Source organism: Streptomyces sp. NPDC001056 (assembly GCF_053598955.1).
The window spans coordinates 1-22332 of the sequence record NZ_JBSFLI010000005.1; the positions used below are offsets into that span (position 1 = coordinate 1).

A 22332-nucleotide genomic window follows, 5' to 3' on the forward strand; every position below is an offset into this window, starting at 1 on the left:
TTCGACCAGTCCAGCGTCTCGGTCGGTTCCTTGGCCCAGGTCAGCCGGCGGGCCTGGGCGGCCCAGAAGCCGAGCCGGTCAGCGCTGGCCTGTTCATACGCCTCCGCGGTGACGTTGGCGTGCGCGGCCAGGTCGGCGGGGGGCGCGAACCTGCGTTCTTCCTTCAGCAGGTTGGCCAGGCTCTTGTCACTCATCAGAACTCCGTCGTCGTCGATCGGGTGGGCGGCGGTGGCGGGATCAGCCCGCGAACGGCCAGGTGGGCAGGGTCTTGTTCTTCCAGGTGGCGTTGGCCACTCCGGCGAACGAGCCGTACCAGGCCAGCAGCGCGGTGATCAGGCCGGCCCAGCCGCCGGCGTGCGACACGCCCGCGTTCTGCCCCAGCGCGCCGGCGGCAAGCAGTGCGAAGGTCACCGACAGCACCGTGAACACGGCGAACAGGACACCGTTGATCCGGATCGTGATGATCGTCATGTAGACGGTGAAGATGGTCCAGGCGAGCAGGAACAGGCCGGTGGCCTGGTAGGCGTGGGCCGCCGGCAGCTTCGGGGCGATGAACTCGACGTAGGCCGCGAAGGAGAGCCAGAAGCTGCCGTAGGAGACGAAGGCCACGGCGCCGAAGGTGTTGTTCTTGCGGAACTCCCACATTCCGGCGAGCACCTGGGCGATACCGCCGTAGAACAGGGCGAGCGGCAGCACCACGGCCTCCAGGGAGCCGTCCTTGATCAGGCCGGCGTTGAAGACGGAGAGCACGAAGGTGGTGAGGGCGAAGGCCGCCAGGCCCAGGGGGCCGGGGTCGGCGATCTGGGGGGCTGCGGGGCTTGCCGGGGTCCGCTCGTCGGTGCCGGGCGTCTGGGTGTCGGTCATGGTGCGGTCCTTCGTCGAAGAGGGCTCGGACACGGGTCCGGGAGCGAGGCGGTGCGGGGCGCAGACACGACGGCACGCAGGAGTGGCGTGTATCGGGCTACGGGTGTGTCCGGGGCGCGAGTGCGCGGACGGACAGGGCAGGTCCGGTTGCCGGTCCCGGTCGGGGGGTACGGCCGGCCGGGCCTTGCCGGTGCCTTTCTCTGGTCGGTTACTGTGCGGCACACCTGCCCCGACGGGGAGCCCTCGTACGGGACTTGTCGGTCAGCGGTGGCCGTTGCGCGACGAACGGGCGGGGTGCTGGGACGAACGGTCGCCATCCGTTGCCGAGCGGCCGGCCGCGCCCGCCGCCAGCGCCTCCGGCAGGTGCAGCCGGGCCAGCATCACGGAGGCCGCGGCGGGCACCTTGCCGGGGGTGAGCAGGGAGACGCCCACCATGGTCAGGAACGCCGCCGGAACGCTCCAGGCCGCGGGCTCGGAGAGCAGGGCCCCCGCCCACCCGGGGCCGCCCACCCCCAGCAGCGTGAGCGTCAGGGCCGCCGCCGACAGCCCGCCGCCGACCAGCATCCCGGCGACGGCCCCGGCCGCGGTCAACCGCCGCCACCAGATGCCCAGGACCAGCAGCGGACAGAACGTGGAGGCGGCCACGGAGAAGATCAGACCGACCTCGTGCGCGACGGACATGCCGCTCCCCGACAGCAGCAGCGCGATCCCGCAGGGCACCACGACCGCCGGCGCGGCGGCCCGGCGGAAGCCCCGTACGTCCCCGCCGAACAGGTCCTGCGACAGCACGGCGGCCACGGACAGGGCCAGCCCGGAGCAGGTCGACAGGAACGCGGCGAAGGCACCCGCGACCACCAGCGCCGTGAGCAGTTGTCCCGTGGTGCCCGGCACCAGCCGTCCGGGCAGCAGCAGCACCTCGGTGTCCACCCGGTTCCCCGCGGCCGGACCCGGCGCGTAGAGCCTGCCGAGTCCGCCGTACACCTCGGGCAGCAGGTAGAAGACACCGAGCAGGCCGAGGACGCCCACCGTGGTGCGGCGGGCCGCGCGGCCGTCGGGGTTGGTGTAGAAGCGGGCGGTGACGTGCGGCAGACCCATCGTCCCGAGGAACGTGGCCACCATCAGCGAGTAGACGCCGTAGAGTTCGTGTCCGCCGGTGTGCCCGGCCACCGGCTGCACGGGGGCGACGGGGGGCGGGCTGCCGGCCGGGTGCCAGACGCCGCGCCAGACGAGCAGCAGGACCACGGCCGGGACGGCGAGCGCGGTCAGTTTCAACCAGTACTGGACGGACTGGACGAGCGTGACACTGCGCATGCCTCCGGTGATCACGCTCACCAGCACCACCGCGGTGACCAGCACGGTGCCCGACCAGGCGGGCGCGCCGAGGGCCGTCTGCAGGGCGAGCCCCGCGCCCAGCAGCTGAGGCACCTGGTAGAGCAGTCCGATGAGGACGACGAACACGGTGGCCGTCCGCCGCACCGCCATCGAGCCGAGGCGTGCCTCGGCGAAGTCGGAGACGGTGTAGGCCCCCGACCGGCGCAGCGGGGCGGCCACCAGGACGAGCAGCACCAGATAACCGGCCGTGTATCCGATGCCGTACCAGAGCATCGTGCTTCCGTACGTCGCCAGCAGCCCGGCGATGCCCAGATAGGAGGCGGCCGAGATGTACTCGCCGCTCACGGCGGCCGCGTTGCGCAGCGGCGAGACCGTGCGCGACGCGACGTAGAAGTCCGGGGTGGAACGGGACCGCAGGCCGTAGCCGCCGATGCCCACGGTCACGGCCACGACGAGGAGGACGGCGATCAGGTTCGCCGGTGCGTTCATCGACATGGCTTCACGAGCGGCGGACGTGTTCGTCGAAGTCGCGTTCGTTGCGCTCGGCCCGGCGGACGTAGCAGGCTCCGGCCGCCACCAGCAGCGCGTAGACGGGCAGCCCCAGGACCAGCCACGGCAGCCCGGCGCCCCACGGCCGGGCCCAGTGCGGCACCGGTACGCGCCCGAGCAGCAGCGGCAGGGCGGCCAGCGGCAGGAAGACCGCGGCGCACACCAGCAGCCCCAGCCGGAGCTGGGTGCGCATCAGCGCCTTCATGTAGACCTCGCCGAGCGGGGTCTGCTCGTGTATGTCGCGCACCGCCGCGTCCCGCCGGCCGGGCCGGGCGGCGCGGGTACGGGGATGGGTGACGCTCACACGCCTGGACGGGTCACCCATGGGCGGTCCTTCCGCCGCGCGGGAGGCCGGAAGCGGGCAGCATCAGTTCGCGGAGCCGGCGGCTGCTGCGACGGCTGACCGGCAGCACGGTGCCGGCCACCCGCACCGACAGCCGGCCGGAGTCGGCCAGCAGCTCCTCGATGTGGCCGGTGGCGACGAGGTAGCGGCGGTGCACCCGCACGAATCCGGCGTCCTGCCACTGCTCCTCCAGGCTGGACAGCGGGGCCCGCAGCAGACAGCTGTCGGATTCGAGGTGGAGACGCACGTAGTCGCCGCACGCCTCCACGTGGCGCACCTCGGAGCGCTGCACGAAACGGGTGACTCCCGACATCTCCACGGGGATCGTCTCGTCGGCCGCGGCAGGCTCCGCCGGGGGCGCGGGTGGTGGCGCGGGTGCGGGTGGCGGTACGGGGGCGGGTTCCGGGAACACGGAGGACGGCGTCCGCCGCTCGGCGATCCGCCGGACGGTCTCCGCGAGCCGCTCGGCGCGGACGGGCTTGAGCAGGTAGTCGAGGGCTCGTACCTCGAAGGCGGGCACCGCGAAGTCGTCGTACGCGGTGACGAACACGACCGGCGGCGGCTCGGCGAAGCGGGACAGGACCCTGGCCACCTCCAACCCGTCCAGGCCCGGCATGCGGATGTCGAGGAAGACCGCGTCCACGGCCTGGTGGTGGGCCAGCGCGCGGTCCAGCGCCAGCAGCGCCGCGGCGCCGTCCGCCGCGCATTCGACGGGGCCCACGCCCTGGTTCAGTCCGAGCAGGTAGGCCAGCTCGTCGCGGGCGTGTGGCTCGTCGTCGACCACCAGAATGCGCAGCATGCGCAAATATGAGCATTGCGCGCATACCTGGTCAATCTCTTGGGGCGTGTGGGCTTGGCCACAAGCGTAGAGGGATTTCGGTCGATCGAGTGCCTCACGTGTGCCCGGAGAACTGCCCACCCCCGGCGGCCGGCGGGGCCGTCACCCCCGCCCGGTACTTGGGGATCCGCAGCCGCACCTTGGTGCCCGCTCCGGGCGCGGTCTCGATCACCAGCCCGTACGCGTCGCCGTACACCCGTCGCAGTCTGGCGTCGACGTTGCCGAGGCCCACTCCGCCCGAACCGCCGCCGCCCGACGCGACCGTGTCACCCGCGACCAGGATGCGTCGCAGCTTCTCGGGGTCCATGCCGGCCCCGTCGTCCTCCACCGTGATGTGCGCCTCCGCGCCCACGTCCCCCGCGAGCACCGTGATCCGCCCCGGGCCGGTGCTGCCCTCGAAACCGTGCCGCACCGCGTTCTCGACCAGCGGCTGCACACACAGGAACGGCACCGCCACCGGCAGCACCTCCACGGCCGCCTGGACATCGACGCGCAGCCGGTCGCCGAAGCGTGCCTGTTCCAGCACCAGATACTGGCCGATCGAGCGGAACTCCTCCGCCAGCGTCGTGAACTCGCCGTGGCGACGGAAGGAGTAGCGCGTGAAGTCGGCGAAGTCCAGCAGCAGCTCACGCGCCCGCTGCGGATCGGTGCGCACGAGCGAGGCGATCGCGGTCAGCGCGTTGCACGAGAAGTGCGGGGAGATCTGCGCGCGCAGCGCCCGCAGCTCTGCCTCCACCAGGCGGGTACGGGACCGGTGCATCTCCGCGAGTTCCAGCTGACCGGAGGTCCAGCGCGCCACCTCACCGGCGGCCCGGACCAGGCCCGCCGACACACCCGGGGCGTAGACCAGCAGCGCGCCCTCGATCCGGTCCTCCACCACCAGCGGCGCCACGACGGCCTCCCGCAGCTCGCAGCGCAGGTCGCCGCACCACACCCGGTCCGCCTTCAGCACGGCACTCCCGCCGCCGGCCAGCACGTCCGCCGCCAGGTCCGCCGCGCCCGCGCCGTGGTGCCGCCCGGCACCGTCCCAGGCCAGCACCCGCTCGGTGTCGGTGAGGGCGAGCCCCGGCGCGCCCAGCAGCTCGCGCAGATGACGTGCGGCCGCGCCGGCCGACGCCTCGGTCAGCCCGCCACGCAACGCCGGGGCCGCCAGGGACGTACGGTGCAGCGCCTCGAAGGCCGCCTGTCCGGCCCGCCCGTCGAAACCGGTGTGCCGGCGCAGCCGCCCGGGCCGCCAGAATCTGCCTGTCATACCGGACAAGGTAGCCCTCCCGGCGGAACACCGGGCGACCTGACCGGGGGGGCCGGGAGTCCGGGGTGACGGGAGGGGCGGCGCCCGCGGTCGCGGTCGGACGGAACAGATCGGGGGGTGGCACCCGCGCCGACCTCCAGGACTGCCGCAAGGCCGCGAAGGGATACGGCGACGGCACCGGCACCGGCGACCGCAAGGTATGCCGTGTCACCGACACCGACACCGACACCGACACCGACACCGACACCGACACCGACACCGACACCGACACCGACACCGACACCGACACCGACACCGACACGGACACGGACACGGACACGGACACACCGACACCGCGACCCCGGCCGGCACCGGCCCGGACGGTCACCAGGCCGTCAGCGAGCCCGCCGGGGCCACCATCACCGTGACCCTGAAGAACGCGGAGAACCCCTCCCACCACAGCGGCTGACGGTCCGGCTCGCCGTACGACCTGACCCGCCGGCCGTGCTACCCGGCGGTCACCGGCTCCGTGACGGCCGGCTCCGCCGTCGTGCCGCGGCGGCTGCGGCGTGCCGCCATCACGGCGTAGACGACGACGCCGGCGAAGAGGAAGAGGGCGCCCTGGTAGACGGCGGCGTAGCCGGCGCCGGCCATGAGCCACAGGGAGAAGCCGGCGGCGACGGCGGTGATCACGGAGTCGCGGATCAGACGGGCCCGGTTCACCGCGTCGGCGCGGCCGGAGACGAGGTGGAAGAGCTGGGCGGCGGTGGCCAGCAGATAGGGGACGGTCGCGGTGAAGGTCGTGACGAGGACCAGGACCTCGAAGACCTTGCCGGAGCCGGAGAAGTAGTTGTAGGTGGTGAGGAGGGAGGCGAGCACCACGGTGACGCCGACGCCGACCGTCGGCACGCCCCGGCGGCGCCGGGTGAAGGCGGCCGGGAAGAGGCCGTCGCGCGCGGCGGCGTACGGGGTCTGGGCGCTGAGCAGGGTCCAGCCGTTCAGGCAGCCGACCATCGACACCAGCGCGGCGAGCGCCACCGCCCAGCCGCCCCAGCTGCCGCCGAACATCGCGTTCACGGCGTCCGAGAAGGGCGCGGTGGAGTCGACGAGGCGGTGGTGCGGGACCGTACCGAACACGGACAGCGTGCCCAGCAGGTACACCAGCGCGGCGCCCGCGGTGCCGATCACGGTCGCGCGGCCCACGTTGCGTCGGGCGTTCCTGACCTCACCGGCGCTCACCGCGGCGGACTCCACGCCGAGGTAGGAGAAGAGCAGCAGGGCCGCGGAGGCGGACACCGCGCCGATCGCGCCACGGCCGCTGGAGTTGAACGGCCCGAGCCGGGAGGGGTCGAAGAAGAACAGCCCGCCGACCGCGACGAGCAGCAGCGGCACGAACTTCAGCACCGTGGAGACCAGCTGCACGGCGCCCACGTAGCGGGTGCCGGCGAAGTTGGCGAGCGCGGGCAGCCACTGGATCACCAGCGCGGCCAGACACGCGGTCCAGCGGTGTCCGCCCACCGGGACCAGCACGTCCAGATAGCCGACGGCGGCCACGGCGAGGGCGGCGTTCGACACCCAGGTGGTGATCCAGTACGACCATGCCGCGAGGAAGCCCGCGAAGTCGCCGAACGCCTCGCGGGCGTAGACGTACGGGCCGCCGGTACGGGGATCGCGCGCGGCGAGCCTGCCGAAGGTCAGCGCGAGGGCGATGGCGCCGATGGTCAGCACGCCGAAGGCGACCAGGCTGACCGTGCCGTAGGGAGCGATGGAGGCGGGGAGCAGGAAGATGCCGCCGCCGATGATGTTGCCCATGACCAGCGCGGTGGCCACGGGGAGCCCGAACCGGCGCGCGTGCCGGCCGGGCGAGTCCTGGGGGTCCTCGACGGGGGCCGCGAGGGTCTCCGAGGGGGCCGGAGCCGGCAGGGGAGCGGTTCCGGTGACGTGCATGGGTGGTGCGCCTCTCATCAAGCCGATGTCCCGGGATCGCCGGGACCCAGCCATGGTCGGCGATGCCCCTACCTGTCGCAAAATCGCCGTTTCTTGTCGCGTCCGGGCATTCCGTACACGCAAAAACTGAGCCGCGGGACCCCTCGGGCCGCGATATCTCCGGCGCCCCCGTCCGGGACCTCCTCAGCGGACCCCCACCGGTGCACCATGTGATCCGAGGGGCGAGCGGGCTTCGGGAGGCGACATGAGCATGTCCGCACAGGGCAGGGTGTCCGGGATCGAGGTCCGGTCCATCGACTACGTCCCGCTGAACGAGCGGCACGGCAAGCTGTGGCACCTGGGACCCCTGTGGTTCATGTCCAACGCCCAGATCGCCACCCTCGCGGTGGGGCTGATCGGCGTCACCGGCGGCGGCAACCTCGTCTGGTCGCTGCTGGCCATCGTCGCCGGGACCGTCCTCGGCACCTTCTTCATGGCCTTCCACTCCGCCCAGGGCCCGCAGCTGGGCCTGCCGCAGATGATCCAGTCGCGGCCCCAGTTCGGCTATGTCGGCGCCCTCCTGGTGTGGCTCTTCGCCTATGTGCAGTACGCCGGTTTCAACGTCTTCAACAGCATCCTCGCCGCCGACGCCCTGCACACCACGCTGCACGGCGGGGTCGAGCCCTGGGTGCTCGCGGTCACCGTCGTAGCCCTCGTGATCGCCCTGGTGGGCTACGACATCATCCACAAGGCGGAACGGATCCTGACCTACGTCTTCCTGGTGGTCTTCGGGATCTTCACCGTCGGCATCCTGCTCACCCTGCACTACCCGGCGGGCTCCTTCGACCTCGGCGCTTTCAAGTGGACGCCGTTCCTCGCCCAGTTCGGCGTGGTCGCCGGCTACCAGATCAGCTGGGCCATCTACGTCTCGGACTACTCCCGCTACCTCCCGCCGGACGTGACCGTCCGCAAGACCTTCTACTGGACCTACTTCGGCTCCGCGCTCGGCGGCATCTGGATGATGGTCCTCGGGGCGCTGCTCGCGGCCTGGGCGGGGGCGCACTTCGAGACCGTCACCTCCATCGGCGCCGCCGGCGACAAGGTCTTCGACGGCTTCGGCGCGATCGTGCTGCTCTTCGCCGCGCTCGGCCTCGTCTCCGTCACCGCGCTCAACATGTACGGCGGTTCGCTGACGCTCATCAGCGCCATCGACTCGGTACGACGGGTACGGCCGACGCTCGCCGTACGGCTGCTCGCCCTCGCCCTCACCGCCGCGCTGTCCGTGATCGGCGCGCTCGTCGCCACCGCGCACTTCCTGGCCGACTTCAACGACTTCCTGCTGCTGGTGCTCTATCTGTTCATCCCGTGGACCGCGGTCAACCTGATGGACTACTACGTGGTGCGCCGCGGCCACTACGCGGTCGCCGAGATCTTCAACCCCCTTGGCATCTACGGCCGTTGGGGCTGGCACGGCATCATCTCCTACCTGGTCGGCTTCGCCGCGATGGTCCCGTTCTGCTCCGTCGGCACCCTGTACGTCGGCCCCGCTGCGAAGGCGCTCGGCGGCGCGGACATCTCCCTGTTCATCGGGCTGCCCGTCTCCGCGCTCCTGTACTGGTGGCTGACCCGCTCCCTCGACGTCGAGGCGGAGGCACGGCTCGCGAGGGCCGAGGCGGAGGAACTGGAACGGGCGGCGCACGAGCACCGGGAGCCCTGAGAAGCGGGCCCTCGTCCCTGACGGTGGACACCCTCTTGACGCCCGGCCGAGGGGGATCGAGACTCCCGACAGGGAATCCTAGTGAACGGGTAGGAAATCATGGCGCGCCTCGAAGCGGTCACCGGCCGAGCAGGCCGGACACCGTCGCGCACCTCGCCCAGCACCCCCCTGCTCACCTCCCGCCGGCACATCGATCTGCTGCGCGTCAGCAGCGCCCTGGGCGGCCCGCGCTGAGGTCCGGGACCCCGCGCGCCCCTCGCTGACACGGTCGGCGCGCGCCCGGCCCGCGCCGGATCAGGCTCCGCGCACGGAGCCAGGTACCGGACCAGGCCCCCACCCGGCCCCGGACCAGGCCCCCACCCGGCCCCGGACCAGCTCCGTGCCTCGCGCGGGACCAGACCCCACGTCCACCTCATCCGGCCCTCCCGGCCCCGCCCGGCGGCTCCCGCCGACGGGGCCCCTCGTACGCCCACGAACCCGGGGAGACGCATGACCATCACTCCGCTCGCCGCCGCCGCCGTCCCGCCCGCCCACCGCATCGCCGCGCCCGTCTTCCGGGGCAGGCTCGGCCGCGACGCGCGCAGCGGCCACTACGCCGTGCCCCACCGCTACCGCCTCCATCTGTCCACCGCCTGTCCCGACGGGCTCCGCCTCGCCGTCGGCCACACCCTCCTCGGCCTGGGCGGCAGCTGTCCGGTCACCTTCCTGCCCGCCCTCCCGGACGGCCACGACGGCGGCCACGCCGAGCTGCGCCCGCTGTACGAGGCGAGCGCCCACCGCTACCGGGGCCCGGCGCTCGCGCCGGTGCTCAGCGACGAGTGGTCCGGCCGCATCGTCAGCACCCGCGCGGCCGACATCCTGCGCGACCTGGACCGCTTCCCGCGCGCCGGCCGAGGGCCGCTGTTCCCGCCCGGCTCGGAGTCCGTGCTCGAAGCCGTCGAGCGGATGTGCGCCGAGGGGATCGAGGGAGCCGCCCAGCGCGCGGGAGACGCCGGTGCGGGACCGGCCGAGCGGGCCGCCGCCCTCGGTGTGCTGCTGGACACCCTGGGCCGCCTGGAGCGGCGGCTGACGGGGGAGGACCACCTGGCCGGCGGCCGGCTCACCGCGGCCGACATCGAACTGTGGGTGTCGCTCGTGTGGTTGGACACCGTGCACCGCTGCCACCTCGACGCCTCCGCCGTGCGGCGGATCGCCGAGCACCGGGCCCTGTGGGCCTATGCCCGGCGGCTCACCGCCCACCCCGCCTTCGGGCGCCACCTCGACCTCGTCGGCATCGCCCGCCGCCATCAGGGCCGTTGCCGGGGCCTGGAGGCAGCCGGAGCCGCCGTCCAGATCCTGGACTGGGTGGCCCACACGGCCGACTCCCCGGACGCTTCCTGCTGGTGAGACCGGGCCCGCGACTGTCCATCTGGCGGACAGCCGTTGACATTCGCGGCGCCGACTGCCTTACTTGCGGCTCAGATGCGGTCATGAGTGTCAGCGCCAAGCCCTGGCTTGCTGACCGGCAACCCTCGCGACGCGGTGGGGTGCCCCAGGTGACGACCGGACCGGACGACGACTTCGGTAAGCGCGCGGCCCCCAGGGCCCGAACAGTGACAGGTGACGCCATGTACGCAGCTTCCAGGACGGCCCTGAGCCGCCCCCAGGGCTGCGTACCGCCGCGCGCCGCCCTGGTCGCGGACCGTGCCGTCGACCTGCTGCGCGTCAGCAGCGCGCTGTGTACCGCGCCGGGCGCGGCCCGCGGCTGCCGGGGCTGACCTCCGCCCTCCAGCCCGGCCGGCCGCGCACCGGGCACGCCGTCTCCGCGGCCCCCGGTCCGCCCGTTCCCCGCTTTCCGGACCAACTCCGTTATCGCTCCCGCGCGTTCCGACGCGTCCCGCCGTGTGCCCCGAGCCGCGCGGCGGGGCGCGCCCGGTCCGTCGTACCCGGGATGCCCCGCCCTCCGCCGGAGCCCGCCATGAATCAATCCCCAGGCGCCGCCGTCTCGCCCGCCGACGCGCCGCCCGCCCAAGAGCCCCCGAAACGCCTTGAGGCACAGCGAGTTCAGCCGCTGCGCCGACCCGGCCGGTGGATCGCCACCGCCGTCGTCCTGGTGGTCGTCGCACAGATCGCGCACGGCCTGGCCGCGAACCCCTTCTACCAGTGGGACCGGTTCCGGTACTGGTTCCTGCGGCCCACCCTCCTCGACGGTCTCCTCGTGACCCTCGAAGTCACCGCCCTCAGCGCCGTGTCGGGCCTCGTGGGCGGCGTGCTGCTGGCCCTCGCGCGGCAGTCCGGCAACCCGGTGCTGCGCGCCGTCAGCTGGACCTACACCTGGCTGTTCCGCTCGGTCCCGCTGATCGTCGTTCTGATCTTCCTCTACAACTTCGGTGCCCTGTACCGGACGTTGAGCCTCGGCATCCCCTTCGGGCCCGCCTTCGTCACCTTCGACGAGTCGAAGCTCGCCACCGACATGACGGTCGCCGTCATCGGACTCGGCCTCAACGAGGCGGCGTACGCGGCCGAGGTGGTGCGCGGCGGGCTGCTCTCCGTCGACCAGGGCCAGCACGAGGCGGCCGCCGCGCTCGGCCTGCCCAAGGGCTACCGGTTCACCCGGATCGTCCTGCCGCAGGCGCTGCGCTCCATCACGCCCAACTACGTCAACCAGCTGATCGGCCTGGTCAAGAGCACGTCACTGGTGTTCTACGTGTCCCTGCTCGACCTGTTCGGCTCCGTGCAGAGCATGGGCAGCACCTACCCCGGCGACATCGTGCCGCTGCTGCTCGTCGCCACCGTCTGGTACCTGGTCCTGACCAGCGCCGTGTCCGTCGTCCAGTTCTACGTCGAGCGGTACTTCGCGCGGGGAGCCACCCGCACCCTGCCGCCGACCCCGCTGGAGAAGGCGCGCGCGGGGCTCACCGGATTCCGGGCCCGGCTGCGCGGGGAGGCCGCCGTATGACCGCCCCCACCACCCCCGAGACGGCCCCGGTCGCGCTGGAGGTGCACAACGTCCACAAGTGGTACGGCACCCACCGCGTCCTGGACGGCATCGACCTGACCGTGCGCCCCGGCGAGGTCACCGTCGTCATCGGGCCCTCGGGCTCAGGCAAGTCCACCCTGCTCCGGGTCGTCAACCACCTGGAGAAGCCCGAGATCGGCCATGTCAGCGTCGGCGGCGAACTGATCGGCGTCAGACGCGGCACCGGCGGCCGGCTGAAGGAACGCGCCGAACGCGCCATCCTCGCCCAGCGCAGCCGGATCGGGTTCGTCTTCCAGAACTTCAACCTCTTCCCGCACCTGACCGCCCTCGACAACGTGGCCGCCGCGCCGGTCGCCGTCGGACGCCTCGGCAGGACCGAAGCCCGCGTTCTCGCACGGGAGTTGCTCGCCCGGGTCGGGCTCGGCGACCGCACCGGCGCCTACCCGCGCCAGTTGTCCGGAGGCCAGCAACAGCGCGTCGCCATCGCCCGCGCTCTCGCGCTGCGCCCCGGCATCATCCTCTTCGACGAGCCGACCTCCGCGCTCGACCCGGAACTCGTCGGCGAGGTCCTCTCCGTCATCAGGGACCTCGCCACCAGTGGTACCACCCTGGTCATCGTCACCCACGAGATCGGCTTCGCCCGCGAGGTCGCCGACCGGATCGTCTTCATCGACGGCGGACGGATCGTCGAACAGGGCCCGCCAGACGAGGTGTTGGACCGACCGCGGCACGCGCGCACCCGGGACTTCCTCGCCAGGGTCCTCTGAGCCATCCCCTTCACCGCACCACCGAACGACAAGGACAGCCATGCCCATCCACCGCACCCGACCCAGCCTGATACGCGGCCTGACCGCGGCCGCCGTGGTCGCCTCCCTCACCGGCTCCCTCGCCGCCTGCGGCGGGAACGGCGACGCGGCCACCACGACCGACACCGCCGGCACGGTCACCGTGGGCAGGGTGTCCAACGGCGCCGCCAGACCGACCGGGTTGAAGGTCTCCGAGGTGAAGTCCCTCAACGCCGAACTGCCCGCCGCCGTCCGCGAGAGGGGCACCCTGAACATCGTCGTGGGCGCGCTGCCCGACGGCTTTCCGCCGCTCGCCTACATCGGCGGCGACCAGAAGACCCTCACCGGCGCGGAGCCCGACTTCGGCCGTCTGGTCGCCGCGGTCCTCGGACTGGAACCCCGACTGTCCAACGCCACCTGGGAGAACATGTTCGTCGGCATCGACAGCGGCAAGGCCGACGTCGGTTTCGCGAACATCACCGACACCGAGGAACGCAAGAAGAAGTACGACTTCGCCTCGTACCGCAAGGACAACGTGGGCTTCGAGGTGCTGAAGAAGAGCACCTGGGAGTTCGCCGGCAACTACGAGAACCTCGCCGGGAAGACCGTCGCCGTCGACAACGGCACCAACCAGGAGAAGATCCTCCTGGAGTGGCAGCGCAAGCTGAAGGCGCGGGGCAAGACCCTCACCGTCAAGCACTACGCGAGCAAGAACGCCACCTACCTCGCGCTGACCGGCGGCCGGATCGACGCCTACTTCGGGGCCAACCCCGGCGTCGCCTACCACGTCACCCAGACCGCGAAGTCGCCGAACCCCACCCGCAGCGCGGGCACCTACTCCGGCGCGGGCGCGGGCCTCCAGGGGCTGATCGCGGCCACCACGAAGAAGAACAGCGGCCTGGCCCGGCCCATCGCGGACGCCGTCAACCACCTGATCAAGAACGGGCAGTACGCGAAATGGCTGGCCGCCTACAACCTCTCCACCGAGGCCGTGGCCACGTCCCAGGTCAACCCGCCCGGACTGCCGCTCGGCGACTCCTGACGAGCGAACGCCGCACTCCCCGGCCCCGCGGAGTGCGGCCGGGAACACCCGGTGGGGCCGGGACGTTGTGACTCACGACGAGATATGCGCGGGCCCGCACACGCGGCCCGCCGAGCACGCCGGCAGCGGTGGACGGAGGTGGCGGACATGACCGAGGACCCCAGGCGCCTCCCGTGCGCGCGCGTCCTGCGGACCGCCCGTTCCGCCGTGCTGCACTCCCGGCCCCACATCGACCTCCAGCGCGTGGCCGGCACGCTCTGTCGCCCCTGACGCTTCCCCCCTGTTCAGCCCCGGTTTCCACGGCCGCGCGGATCTCCCGTCCCGCCGTGCCCGCCCGCCGCCGTGCCCCGCCACCGGCGCGGCCCGGCGCGCCCTCGTACGGACACCCAGGAAGGCGCCCAACTCGTGTCCTCTGCCACTCCTTTCGACCATCCCGAACACCGCCACCTCCACCTCGCCGTCGCCCTGGACGGCACCGGCTGGCACCCCGCGTCCTGGCGGGAACCGGTCGCCCGCCCCCGGGAACTGCTCACCGCCGGATACTGGGCCGGCCTGGTCGCCGAGGCCGAGCGGGGCCTGCTCGACTTCGTGACCATCGAGGACGGCCTCGGGCCGCAGTCCTCGCACCCGCTGGATCCGGACGACCGCACCGACCAGGTCCGCGGCCGGCTCGACGCGGTCCTCGTCGCCGCCCGCGTCGCGCCGCTCACCCGGCACATCGGCCTGGTCCCGACCGTGGTCGCCACCCACACCGAGCCGTTCCACATCTCCAAGGCGATCGCCACCCTCGACTACGTCAGCACCGGCCGCGCGGGCCTGCGGGTGCGGATCACCGCCCGGCCGAACGAGGCGGACCACTTCGGCCGCCGCACCGTCGACCGGATCGAGGCGTACGACAGCCCGGACGCCCAAGCGCTGGTCACCGATCTGCTCGACGAGGCCGCCGACTACGTGGAGGTGGTGCGCAGACTCTGGGACAGCTGGGAGGACGACGCCGAGATACGCGATCGCGCGACGGGCCGCTTCGTCGACCGGGACAAGCTGCACCACATCGACTTCGAGGGCCGCTTCTTCAGCGTCAAGGGCCCCTCCATCACGCCCCGCCCGCCCCAGGGGCAGCCGCTGGTCACCGCCCTCGGCCACGGCACCGTGCCGTACCGGCTGCTGGCCCGCCAGGCCGATGTCGGGTTCGTCACCCCGCGCGACACGGCGGACGCCCGCGCGATCGTGGCCGAGATCCGCGCCGAGCAGGAGGCGGCCGGGCGGGCGGGGGAGACCCTGCACGTCTTCGGTGACCTCGTGGTCTTCCTGGACGACAGCCAGGCCGAGGCCGAGGCGCGGCGGGAGCGGCTGGACACGCTCGCGGGGGAGCCGTACACCAGCGACGCCCGGATCTTCACCGGTACGGCGGCCCAGCTCGCCGACCTCCTGGAGGAGTCGGCGGGCGCCGGGCTGACCGGATTCCGGCTGCGGCCCGCCGTCGCCGGGCACGACCTGCCCCGCGTCGGCCGCGACCTGGTGCCCGAACTCCAGCGCCGGGACCGGTTCCGCACCGCCTACGCGGCGGACACCCTGCGCGGCCTGCTCGGCCTCGCCCGCCCCGCCAACCGCTACGCCCCCACCGCCCCTGCCGCAGCCACCGCCGTCTGAGCCGGAGGACCGTACGACCATGAGCAAGCCGCTGAAGCAGATCCATCTGGCCGCCCACTTCCCCGGCGTCAACAACACCACCGTGTGGAGCGACCCGGCCGCCGGCAGCCACATCGAGTTCAGTTCCTTCGTGCACTTCGCGCGCACCGCCGAACGCGCCAAGTTCGACTTCCTGTTCCTCGCCGAGGGCCTGCGCCTGCGCGAACAGGGCGGAAAAATATACGACTTGGACGTGGTCGGCCGTCCGGACACCTTCACGGTGCTGGCCGCGCTGGCCGCCGTCACCGACCGGCTCGGCCTGACCGGCACCATCAACTCCACGTTCAACGAGCCCTACGAGGTGGCCCGCCAGTTCGCCAGCCTCGACCATCTCTCCGGCGGCCGCTCCGCGTGGAACGTCGTCACCTCCTGGGACGCCTTCACCGGGGAGAACTTCCGCCGCGGCGGCTTCCTGCCGCAGGAGGAACGCTATGCGCGCGCCAAGGAGTTCCTCGCCACCGCCAACGAACTCTTCGACTCCTGGGGTGCCGACGAGATCCTCGCCGACCAGGCGGGCGGCACCTTCCTGCGGGACGCCCGGGCAGGCGCCTTCGTGCACCAGGGACAGCACTTCGACATCCACGGCCGGTTCAACGTGCCGCGCTCCCCGCAGGGCCGCCCGGTGATCTTCCAGGCGGGCGACTCCGACGAGGGCCGCGAGTTCGCCGCCGCCGGCGCGGACGCCATCTTCAGCAGGTACTCCGACCTGAAGGAGGGCCAGGCCTTCTACGCCGACGTCAAGGGCCGGCTCGCCACGTACGGCCGCCGCCCCGACCAGCTGCTCATCCTGCCCGCCGCGACCTTCGTGCTCGGTGACACGGACGCCGAGGCCGCCGAACTCGCCCTGGAGGTGCGCGGGCAGCAGGTCAGCGGCGCCACCGCGATCAAGCACCTGGAGTTCGTCTGGAACCGCGACCTGTCGGCGTACGACCCGGAGGGCCCGCTGCCCGACATCGATCCGCTGGTCGGCGAGGAGCACATCTCCCGGGGCCGCGCCCAGGTGCGGATGTACCGGGACCCGCTCGCCGTCGCGCGCGAGTGGCGGGAGCTGGCGGAGGCCAACAAGTGGTCCATCCGCGATCTGGTGATCAACACCGGAAACCGGCAGACCTTCGTGGGCGCCCCGGCCACCGTGGCCCGGACCATCAACGAGTTCGTGCAGGCGGACGCCTCCGACGGATTCATCCTCGTCCCGCACATCACCCCGGGCGGCCTCGACCCGTTCGCCGACAAGGTCGTCCCGCTCCTCCAGGAACAGGGCGTCTTCCGCGCGGACTACGAGGGCACCACCCTGCGCGACCACCTGGGCCTGGCGCATCCCGACTCCGTCGTCCCGGCCGAGCGGGCCGCCTCGTAGGACAGCGGCGGGAAACGGCGCGGGCGCGTACGTCACCTCCCCCGTGGGTGACGTACGCGCCCGCTCCCCCGGTGCCGGACTATGGGCCGTGTCGTCCGCGTGTGCCGTTCACCAGCACATCACCGCCGTCCGACCCGCCCCCCAGGCGGAGTAGAGGCGGACGCGGACGAAGTAGCGGCGGCCCCGGACGAGCCGCACCCGCACGGAGGCGTTGTCCGGGGTGCCGCCGTCGTCGTGGCCGGCGAGGAAACGCGGTTCCCCGTCCCGCTCCTCGAAGACCACGAGCACGGTGTCGGCGTCGCCGAAGGTCCCCACGGTGTAGTCGCGGGTCTCCGTCGGCTCGACGACGAAGTCCGCCTGCTCGCCCGGCCCCAGGCCCAGCGGTGCCGAACGGAACGGCACCAGTGGGTCGGGCCCGGACCCGGCACCCGGCGGGTACCAGCGCAGGACGAACTCCCGGTCCCGGTCCGAAGGCCGGTCGGCCGGACGCAGCCCCCCGCGGTACTGCTCCGGCTCCAGCACCAGCCCCGGACCGAACGGCAGGGCCATCACCGAGCGCGGGTCCCATACCGCGCCCCTGGACTCCCCTGCGTCCAGTGACCGCAGGACGTTGGTGTACACCGTCTCCCGGCTCCAGTGGTTCGGCGGGCCCGCCAACTCCGCGTAGACGGCCTCGTCGTCCCAGTGCAGCCCGGCGCACGGGTTCTGGTGCTCGTGCACCAGGCCCAGCGCGTGCCCGATCTCGTGCAGGACCGTGCCGCGCTCCCCGCGCGCGGTCACGTCCCAGCCGAGATTCATGGTGCGCTCGCCCCGGCCGACCGCGAGGGCCTCGCGGCCCACCGCCGACCAGGAGCCCCCGCCGGCCTGGAACCCGATCCGCAGCTCGGCCTCCCCCCGGTCGCCGACCTCCGCGAAGGTGACGCCGATGCCGAGTGCCTCCCACTGCGCGAAGCACTCGCGGACCACGTCCTGCTGCTCCTTGCCGCCCGCCCACGCGACCCGGCGCAGCTCCCCGGTCCCGGGGACCGGGATCACCGAGGCGTCGTGGTCGGCGTCGAGGAAGCAGTAGTGCAGCACCGTGCCGTTGACCCACATGCGCCGCCCGGCGAGCAGCGCGGCCTGCCGCTCGGCGGTCAGCCCCGGTCCGAAGGACGGGGCCGGCTGCCGCGAAAGCGAGCACAGGCGTCGGGTCATGCGGCCAGCGTGCCCGGCCCGCCCCGACCGGCGCCTGAGTCGGGGGCTACTCAAGTCGCCCTGTATCAAACCTGAGTACGCGTGCTCTGGATGATGTGAGGACTTACGAACAGGACGCGAAGACCCTCGAACTGCCCTGGCCGTTCACCGGTCGGCAGGACGAACTGGAGCTGGTGCGGGACGCGACGGCCTCGTGCCGGCGCGGCATCGTGGTGACCGGTCCCGCCGGGCGCGGCAAGACCCGGCTGATCACGGAGGCGGTCCGGGGCATGGACCACGCCCGGGTGACCGGCACTCCCGAGGCCCGCCACCTGCCGTTCGCGGCGTTCGCGCACCTGCTGCCCGACACCGGCTCGCTGCACGGCGCGGTGCGGGCCCTGGCCGGCGTCCGGCTCCTCGTCGTGGACGACGCCCACCTGCTGGACGAGGACTCCGCCGCGCTGGTCCACCAGCTGGCCGCGCACGGGCGCACCCGGCTGGTCGTCGCGGCGACCGAGGGGGCGGCGGCGCCCGGCGCGGTGTCCCGGCTGTGGACGGGGGAACTGCTGCCCCGGCTGGCCCTGGCGCCGCTGCCCGCGGAGGACACCACCGCGCTTCTCGGCCCGGCCGGGCTCGACGCGCTCACCGTGCGGCGGCTGCACCGGCTGTGCCGAGGGGATCTGCGGCTGCTGCGCTCCCTGGTGACCGCGCTCGGCGCCGGTGACGGCCTCGTCCCCGTGCCCGGCACCGGCGAGCGCGCCTGGCGCGGCCCGCTGCCGGTCACCCCGGTCGTCCGCGAACACCTCGCCCCCGTGCTGGAGCGCTCCGCGCCCGGCGAACGCGAGATCCTCGAACGCCTCGCCTTCGCCGAGCCGGGGCGGCTTCCGTCGCACGACCTCGACCTCGACGTCCTCGAACGGCTGGAGGCGGCGGGACTGATCGCCGTGGACGACGCGGGCGGGGTCGTGCTGGCCGACCCGCTGCACGGTCCCGCGCTGCGGGCGACGACCGGGCGGCTGCGGGCGCGTCGGCTGAGCCGGGACGCGGACGGTCACGCCGCCGCGCTCGATGCCGAACAGCGCTTCCTCGCACGGCGCCTGGAACAGATGGACGTGCGGCCGGTGGCCACGCCGGTGGGGGACTGGGTGGTGGGTGAGGGGGGCCCGGTGCCGGCCGGGTACGCGGCCGTACGGGCTCGGTTCGCGCGGCTGGGCGGTGCGGTGCGGGACGCCGCCGCCTGGGCGCGCGAAGGGATGCGGTGGGCGCCGGGGGACGCCGGGTGCGGTGCGGAACTGGAGCTGGCCGAGGCCGAGTCGGACGAGTCGGGGCGGGAATGCGTCGCGGGCGACGTGTACGCGCGCTACGGCGCCGTACGCCTCGGCCACCCCGCCGGTCCGCTGCCCGCGGGCAGTGTGCTGGCGCGGCACGCCGAGGCGCTGGCGCGGGGGGACGGGGGCGCGCTGGACCTCGCCGCGGCGGCGCTGGAGGAGCGGGGGTTCCTGCTGTTCGCCGCGGAGGCGTACGCACAGGCCGTCCGCGTCCATCGCGACCCGCGTGCCGCGCGGTGCTCCCGGACGCGGGCGCTCGCGCTCGCCCGGCGCTGCCAGGGCGCGCGCACGCCGGCGCTGGCGGGGCTGGTGCTCGGCGAACTCACCGCGCGGCAGCGGCAGGTCGTGGCACTGGCCGCGGCGGGGCTGAGCAACCGGGAGATCGCCGAGCGGCTGACGCTGTCCGTGCGGACGGTGGGGAACCATCTGTACAGCGCGTACACGCGGCTGGGTACGGGGGACCGGGGGGCGCTGCCCTGTCTGGTCGACGAACCGGCGTGACCGGACACCCCGGCCTTCCGGTTCACGCCGCGCCGAATGCCGCGAAGGCCCAGCCGGTTGCCTGGTGGACCGTGTCGGAGGGCAGGGTGGTCCGGGCGTCGCGGAGGGACTCGGCCAGGGAGAGGCCGGCGGCGAGGCCCTTGTGGAGGGCGAGCATCAGGGGGATCACCGCCGCGTCGTTCACCGGGGCGCTGCTGGCGACCACCCCGGCCGTGCCCAGCGGGAGCAACGCCGTGACCAGGCCGAGGAGTTCGTCGGCGCCGACCGAGGCCAGGCGGGCGGTGTCGCAGCTGGAGAGGATGATCCGGTAGGGGCTGCGGGCCAGGCGTTCGAAGTCGTGGACGATCAGGGGGCCGTCGGCCATGCGCAGGGCGGAGAAGAGGGGGCTGTCCGCCCGGAAGGTGCCGTGGGCGGCGAGGTGGGCCAGGCAGGAGCCGTCCAACTCGGACAGGACACGGGGTACTTGGGCGTTGTCGCCCTCCAGGACCGTCGCCGTGCCGTAGCGCCCCGCGAGATCGGGGACCTCCGCGCCGCCCGTGGCGAGGCCGGGGCCGCGCACCAGCACGGTGCGGCCCTCGCGCGGCGGTTCCGTCTCGCGGGCCCGCAGCCAGCTGCCCGCCGACGGCGACACGCTGAGCACCCGCTCCCGCAGCGCGGGCAGCAGCGCCCAGGGCACCCGGTGCAGCGCCCCCGGCGGCACGATCACCACCGGGCCCCCGCCCAGATGCGGCACGGCCCCGGCGAGCAGCAGCTCCTGGAGCCGGGCGCCGGCCGCCTCCACCAGCGGCAGCCGTGCCTCCGCCCCCGGGTGGGCGAGCCGTCGCAGCCCCGCCTGGACGTACTCCGCCTCGGCCACCGCGTCCGCCAGCGGGCCCCCGACGAACCGCCGCACCTTGCCCTGACCGCACAGCAGGACGTGCACCCGCCCCCGGACGACGGCGAGTTCGACCAGTCGGCCGTCGCCGAGCCGGTCGAGCAGCCGGGGCACGTCGAAGCGCGCCCCCTCGTGCGGCGCGGAGCCGCGGATGTGACGGGTGCGGGAGCGGATCTCCCTTTCCAGGCGCCGCTGTTCACGCTCCAGGGCCGGGACCGGGCGGCCCTCCATCCGGGCCTCCTCCGCGCGCGCCGCGATCTCCCGGTACGCGGTGAGCCCGCTGAGCAGTGCCGGGTCGGCGGGCGGCCGGGTCGGCGGCGTGGACAACACCGTCGCCCGCCACCGCTCGCTCCACTCCAGCAGCCGCCGCGGGCCGCCGTGGGTGAGGCTCACCTCCTGGGCCAGCGCGGCCAGTTCGGCGCCCTGCGCGGTCACATGGGCGCGCAGCTCCGAGGCCCCCAGCGTCATCCGGTGGTCGTCCAGGACGTCCAGGCCGCGCCGGCACGCCTCAAGGACGCCCCGCCGGGAGCCGGCCGCGCGCGACCGCAGAGCCTGCGCCGCCCAGCCGGTCATCCGGGCGGGCGGCGGTCCGTTGTGGCGGCTGCGGGCCGCGACCGCGAGGTGCCGCTCCGCGTCCGCCGTCCAGCCGAGGGCCAGCGCGATGCGGCCCGCGAGCAGCGACGCCTCGGGCGCGGCGGGCGAGCCGAAGGAGGCGAGCCGCTCGGCCACCGCCGCCGCGTCCCCGACCAGCCGCCCCGAGCGGCGCCCGGCCGCCACCCGCGCCTCGATCAGCACCAGCCGGGCGTGCGTCTCCCACCACAGCCGCCGCTGCGCCGCGAACAGCCGTACGGCGACGGCCGCGCGGGCGATCGCGGTGTGCGCGTCCCCGGCCGAACGAGCCGCCCGCGCGGCGGCCAGCAGCAGCTCCGCCTTGCGCGTCGACTGGCCGCCGATCCGGTCGAGCAGGGCGATCGCCGCGTCCGCCTCGGACAGCGCCTCCGGGGCGAGCCCCGCGGCCATCAGCACCTCGCAGCGCCGCACCGACAGCATGTAGGTGGGCGTGCCGAGCTTGGCGTACCGCTCCTCGGCCTCGTCCAGGAGGCGCAGCGCGGCCGGGATGTCCCCGGAGCGGAACGCGGCCAGACCCCGGCTCTCCACCGAGTCCGCCTTGTCGTGCTCCTGGCCCGTGGTGTCCCACAGCCGCTCCGCCGCCGTGAAGTCCGCGTCGGCCCGGTCCACCGCGCCGAGCGCCAGGTGCACGGTGGCCCGCAGGGTCAGCGCCCGAGCCGTCCAGATGTCGTCGCGCAGCTGCCTGAGCACCGGCAGCGCCCGCCGCACGTCCTCCAGCGCCTCCCGGTGATGTCCCAGCACCCACCAGACGTACGCCCGCCGGTACAGCACCCGGGCCCGGGTGTGCCCGGTGCCCCGCGCGACGCCCCGCTCGAAGGAGGCGAGCCCCTGCCGTGTGCGCCCCGCGTGCACCAGTGCGACCCCCAGCGTGGCCAACACGTCCGCCTCGCGGTCGGCGGAGTCGGCGCGCGCGGCCAGGTCCCGGGCCCGGCGCAGATGCGTGAGCGCGATCCGCAGATCGCCGAAGTCCCGCTGCCAGATGCCGAGGACCTGGTGGGCGATGCTGGCGGACAGCGGTGTCGGGGCCGATTCGAGCAGCAGTTCGGCGCGCGCCCGCGCCTCGCCGGGGTCGGCGAACACCAGGGGCAGCAGTTGGAGGGCCGGTTCGCTTCCCGCTGTCACGCCTCGCATGGTAGTGGCCTGTATCAGACGGCGGACCGGCGGCTCTCACTCTCGTACACCGCCTTTCAGGGG

General features: G+C 73.6%; 21 protein-coding genes and 1 riboswitch. Of the genes, 12 read left to right on the forward strand and 9 right to left on the reverse strand.

Going from position 1 to position 22332, the window contains the following annotated elements; genetic code table 11:
• From ACWDD7_RS07850 to ACWDD7_RS07875, 6 genes are all read right to left on the reverse strand, one after another.
• The coding region (locus tag ACWDD7_RS07850; RefSeq protein ID WP_450456736.1) for an acetyl-coenzyme A synthetase N-terminal domain-containing protein at positions 1 to 194 on the reverse strand (194 nt) is incomplete at its 3' end.
• Positions 195 to 237: 43 nt separating this feature from the next.
• Entirely contained in the window at positions 238 to 864 is a 627-nt protein-coding gene (locus ACWDD7_RS07855; protein ID WP_351873565.1) for an acetate uptake transporter, read from the reverse strand.
• Between the two features lie 261 nt (positions 865 to 1125).
• Positions 1126 to 2685: a sodium/solute symporter gene (locus tag ACWDD7_RS07860; protein ID WP_450456737.1), complete on the reverse strand. Its 1560-nt coding sequence runs from the start codon at positions 2683 to 2685 to the stop codon at positions 1126 to 1128.
• A gap of 10 nt (positions 2686 to 2695) precedes the next feature.
• Positions 2696 to 3070, reverse strand: a complete 375-nt coding sequence (locus tag ACWDD7_RS07865) for a hypothetical protein (protein WP_351873571.1) — start codon at positions 3068 to 3070, stop codon at positions 2696 to 2698.
• Complete coding sequence (locus tag ACWDD7_RS07870; RefSeq protein ID WP_351873573.1) at positions 3063 to 3887, reverse strand: LytR/AlgR family response regulator transcription factor; 825 nt, start codon at positions 3885 to 3887, stop codon at positions 3063 to 3065. Before ACWDD7_RS07870 ends, ACWDD7_RS07865 begins: the two co-directional genes overlap by 8 nt.
• A gap of 94 nt (positions 3888 to 3981) precedes the next feature.
• Positions 3982 to 5178, reverse strand: coding sequence for a sensor histidine kinase (locus ACWDD7_RS07875; RefSeq protein WP_450456738.1), 1197 nt, complete (start codon positions 5176 to 5178; stop codon positions 3982 to 3984).
• A 65-nt stretch (positions 5179 to 5243) separates the two neighbouring features.
• Here ACWDD7_RS07875 and ACWDD7_RS07880 point away from each other — a divergent pair, with 65 nt between their 5' ends.
• Positions 5244 to 5585, forward strand: a complete 342-nt coding sequence (locus ACWDD7_RS07880; RefSeq protein WP_450456739.1) for a hypothetical protein — start codon at positions 5244 to 5246, stop codon at positions 5583 to 5585.
• 79 nt (positions 5586 to 5664) lie between these two features.
• On the opposite strand, the gene ACWDD7_RS07885 is transcribed toward ACWDD7_RS07880, so the two are convergent.
• Entirely contained in the window at positions 5665 to 7104 is a 1440-nt protein-coding gene (locus ACWDD7_RS07885; RefSeq protein WP_450456740.1) for an amino acid permease, read from the reverse strand.
• A 244-nt stretch (positions 7105 to 7348) separates the two neighbouring features.
• Here ACWDD7_RS07885 and ACWDD7_RS07890 point away from each other — a divergent pair, with 244 nt between their 5' ends.
• From ACWDD7_RS07890 to ACWDD7_RS07935, 10 genes are all read left to right on the forward strand, one after another.
• Positions 7349 to 8800, forward strand: a complete 1452-nt coding sequence (locus tag ACWDD7_RS07890; RefSeq protein ID WP_450456741.1) for a purine-cytosine permease family protein — start codon at positions 7349 to 7351, stop codon at positions 8798 to 8800.
• 99 nt (positions 8801 to 8899) lie between these two features.
• Positions 8900 to 9034 carry a putative leader peptide gene (locus ACWDD7_RS07895; RefSeq protein ID WP_351873585.1) on the forward strand — a complete coding sequence of 45 codons (135 nt, stop codon included), beginning with the start codon at positions 8900 to 8902 and terminating at the stop codon, positions 9032 to 9034.
• A 255-nt stretch (positions 9035 to 9289) separates the two neighbouring features.
• Positions 9290 to 10186: a glutathione S-transferase C-terminal domain-containing protein gene (locus ACWDD7_RS07900; protein ID WP_450456742.1), complete on the forward strand. Its 897-nt coding sequence runs from the start codon at positions 9290 to 9292 to the stop codon at positions 10184 to 10186.
• Between the two features lie 79 nt (positions 10187 to 10265).
• A riboswitch (SAM riboswitch) is annotated at positions 10266 to 10376 on the forward strand.
• Between the two features lie 31 nt (positions 10377 to 10407).
• A complete protein-coding gene (locus tag ACWDD7_RS07905) occupies positions 10408 to 10557 on the forward strand; it encodes a hypothetical protein (protein WP_351873590.1) in 150 nt (49 codons plus the stop codon).
• Positions 10558 to 10757: 200 nt separating this feature from the next.
• Positions 10758 to 11738 carry an amino acid ABC transporter permease gene (locus tag ACWDD7_RS07910; protein WP_450456743.1) on the forward strand — a complete coding sequence of 327 codons (981 nt, stop codon included), beginning with the start codon at positions 10758 to 10760 and terminating at the stop codon, positions 11736 to 11738.
• On the forward strand, positions 11735 to 12526 hold the full coding sequence (locus ACWDD7_RS07915; protein ID WP_450456744.1) for an amino acid ABC transporter ATP-binding protein: 792 nt from the start codon (positions 11735 to 11737) through the stop codon (positions 12524 to 12526). Before ACWDD7_RS07910 ends, ACWDD7_RS07915 begins: the two co-directional genes overlap by 4 nt.
• A 40-nt stretch (positions 12527 to 12566) precedes the next feature.
• Positions 12567 to 13586: a transporter substrate-binding domain-containing protein gene (locus tag ACWDD7_RS07920; RefSeq protein WP_450456745.1), complete on the forward strand. Its 1020-nt coding sequence runs from the start codon at positions 12567 to 12569 to the stop codon at positions 13584 to 13586.
• Positions 13587 to 13733: 147 nt separating this feature from the next.
• Positions 13734 to 13856, forward strand: a complete 123-nt coding sequence (locus ACWDD7_RS07925) for a putative leader peptide (RefSeq protein ID WP_351873600.1) — start codon at positions 13734 to 13736, stop codon at positions 13854 to 13856.
• A 135-nt stretch (positions 13857 to 13991) separates the two neighbouring features.
• On the forward strand, positions 13992 to 15236 hold the full coding sequence (locus ACWDD7_RS07930) for an LLM class flavin-dependent oxidoreductase (RefSeq protein ID WP_450456746.1): 1245 nt from the start codon (positions 13992 to 13994) through the stop codon (positions 15234 to 15236).
• Between the two features lie 19 nt (positions 15237 to 15255).
• On the forward strand, positions 15256 to 16632 hold the full coding sequence (locus ACWDD7_RS07935) for an NtaA/DmoA family FMN-dependent monooxygenase (RefSeq protein WP_351873605.1): 1377 nt from the start codon (positions 15256 to 15258) through the stop codon (positions 16630 to 16632).
• A gap of 108 nt (positions 16633 to 16740) precedes the next feature.
• Here the strand turns inward: ACWDD7_RS07935 and absR1 are convergent, their stop codons facing one another.
• Entirely contained in the window at positions 16741 to 17826 is a 1086-nt protein-coding gene (absR1, locus tag ACWDD7_RS07940; RefSeq protein WP_392217640.1) for a beta-glucuronidase AbsR1, read from the reverse strand.
• A gap of 95 nt (positions 17827 to 17921) precedes the next feature.
• Here absR1 and ACWDD7_RS07945 point away from each other — a divergent pair, with 95 nt between their 5' ends.
• On the forward strand, positions 17922 to 19634 hold the full coding sequence (locus tag ACWDD7_RS07945) for a LuxR family transcriptional regulator AbsR2 (RefSeq protein WP_450456747.1): 1713 nt from the start codon (positions 17922 to 17924) through the stop codon (positions 19632 to 19634).
• Between the two features lie 22 nt (positions 19635 to 19656).
• Here ACWDD7_RS07945 and ACWDD7_RS07950 read toward each other — a convergent pair whose 3' ends face one another.
• Entirely contained in the window at positions 19657 to 22269 is a 2613-nt protein-coding gene (locus tag ACWDD7_RS07950) for a CHAT domain-containing protein (protein WP_450456748.1), read from the reverse strand.
• Positions 22270 to 22332 lie beyond the last annotated feature (63 nt).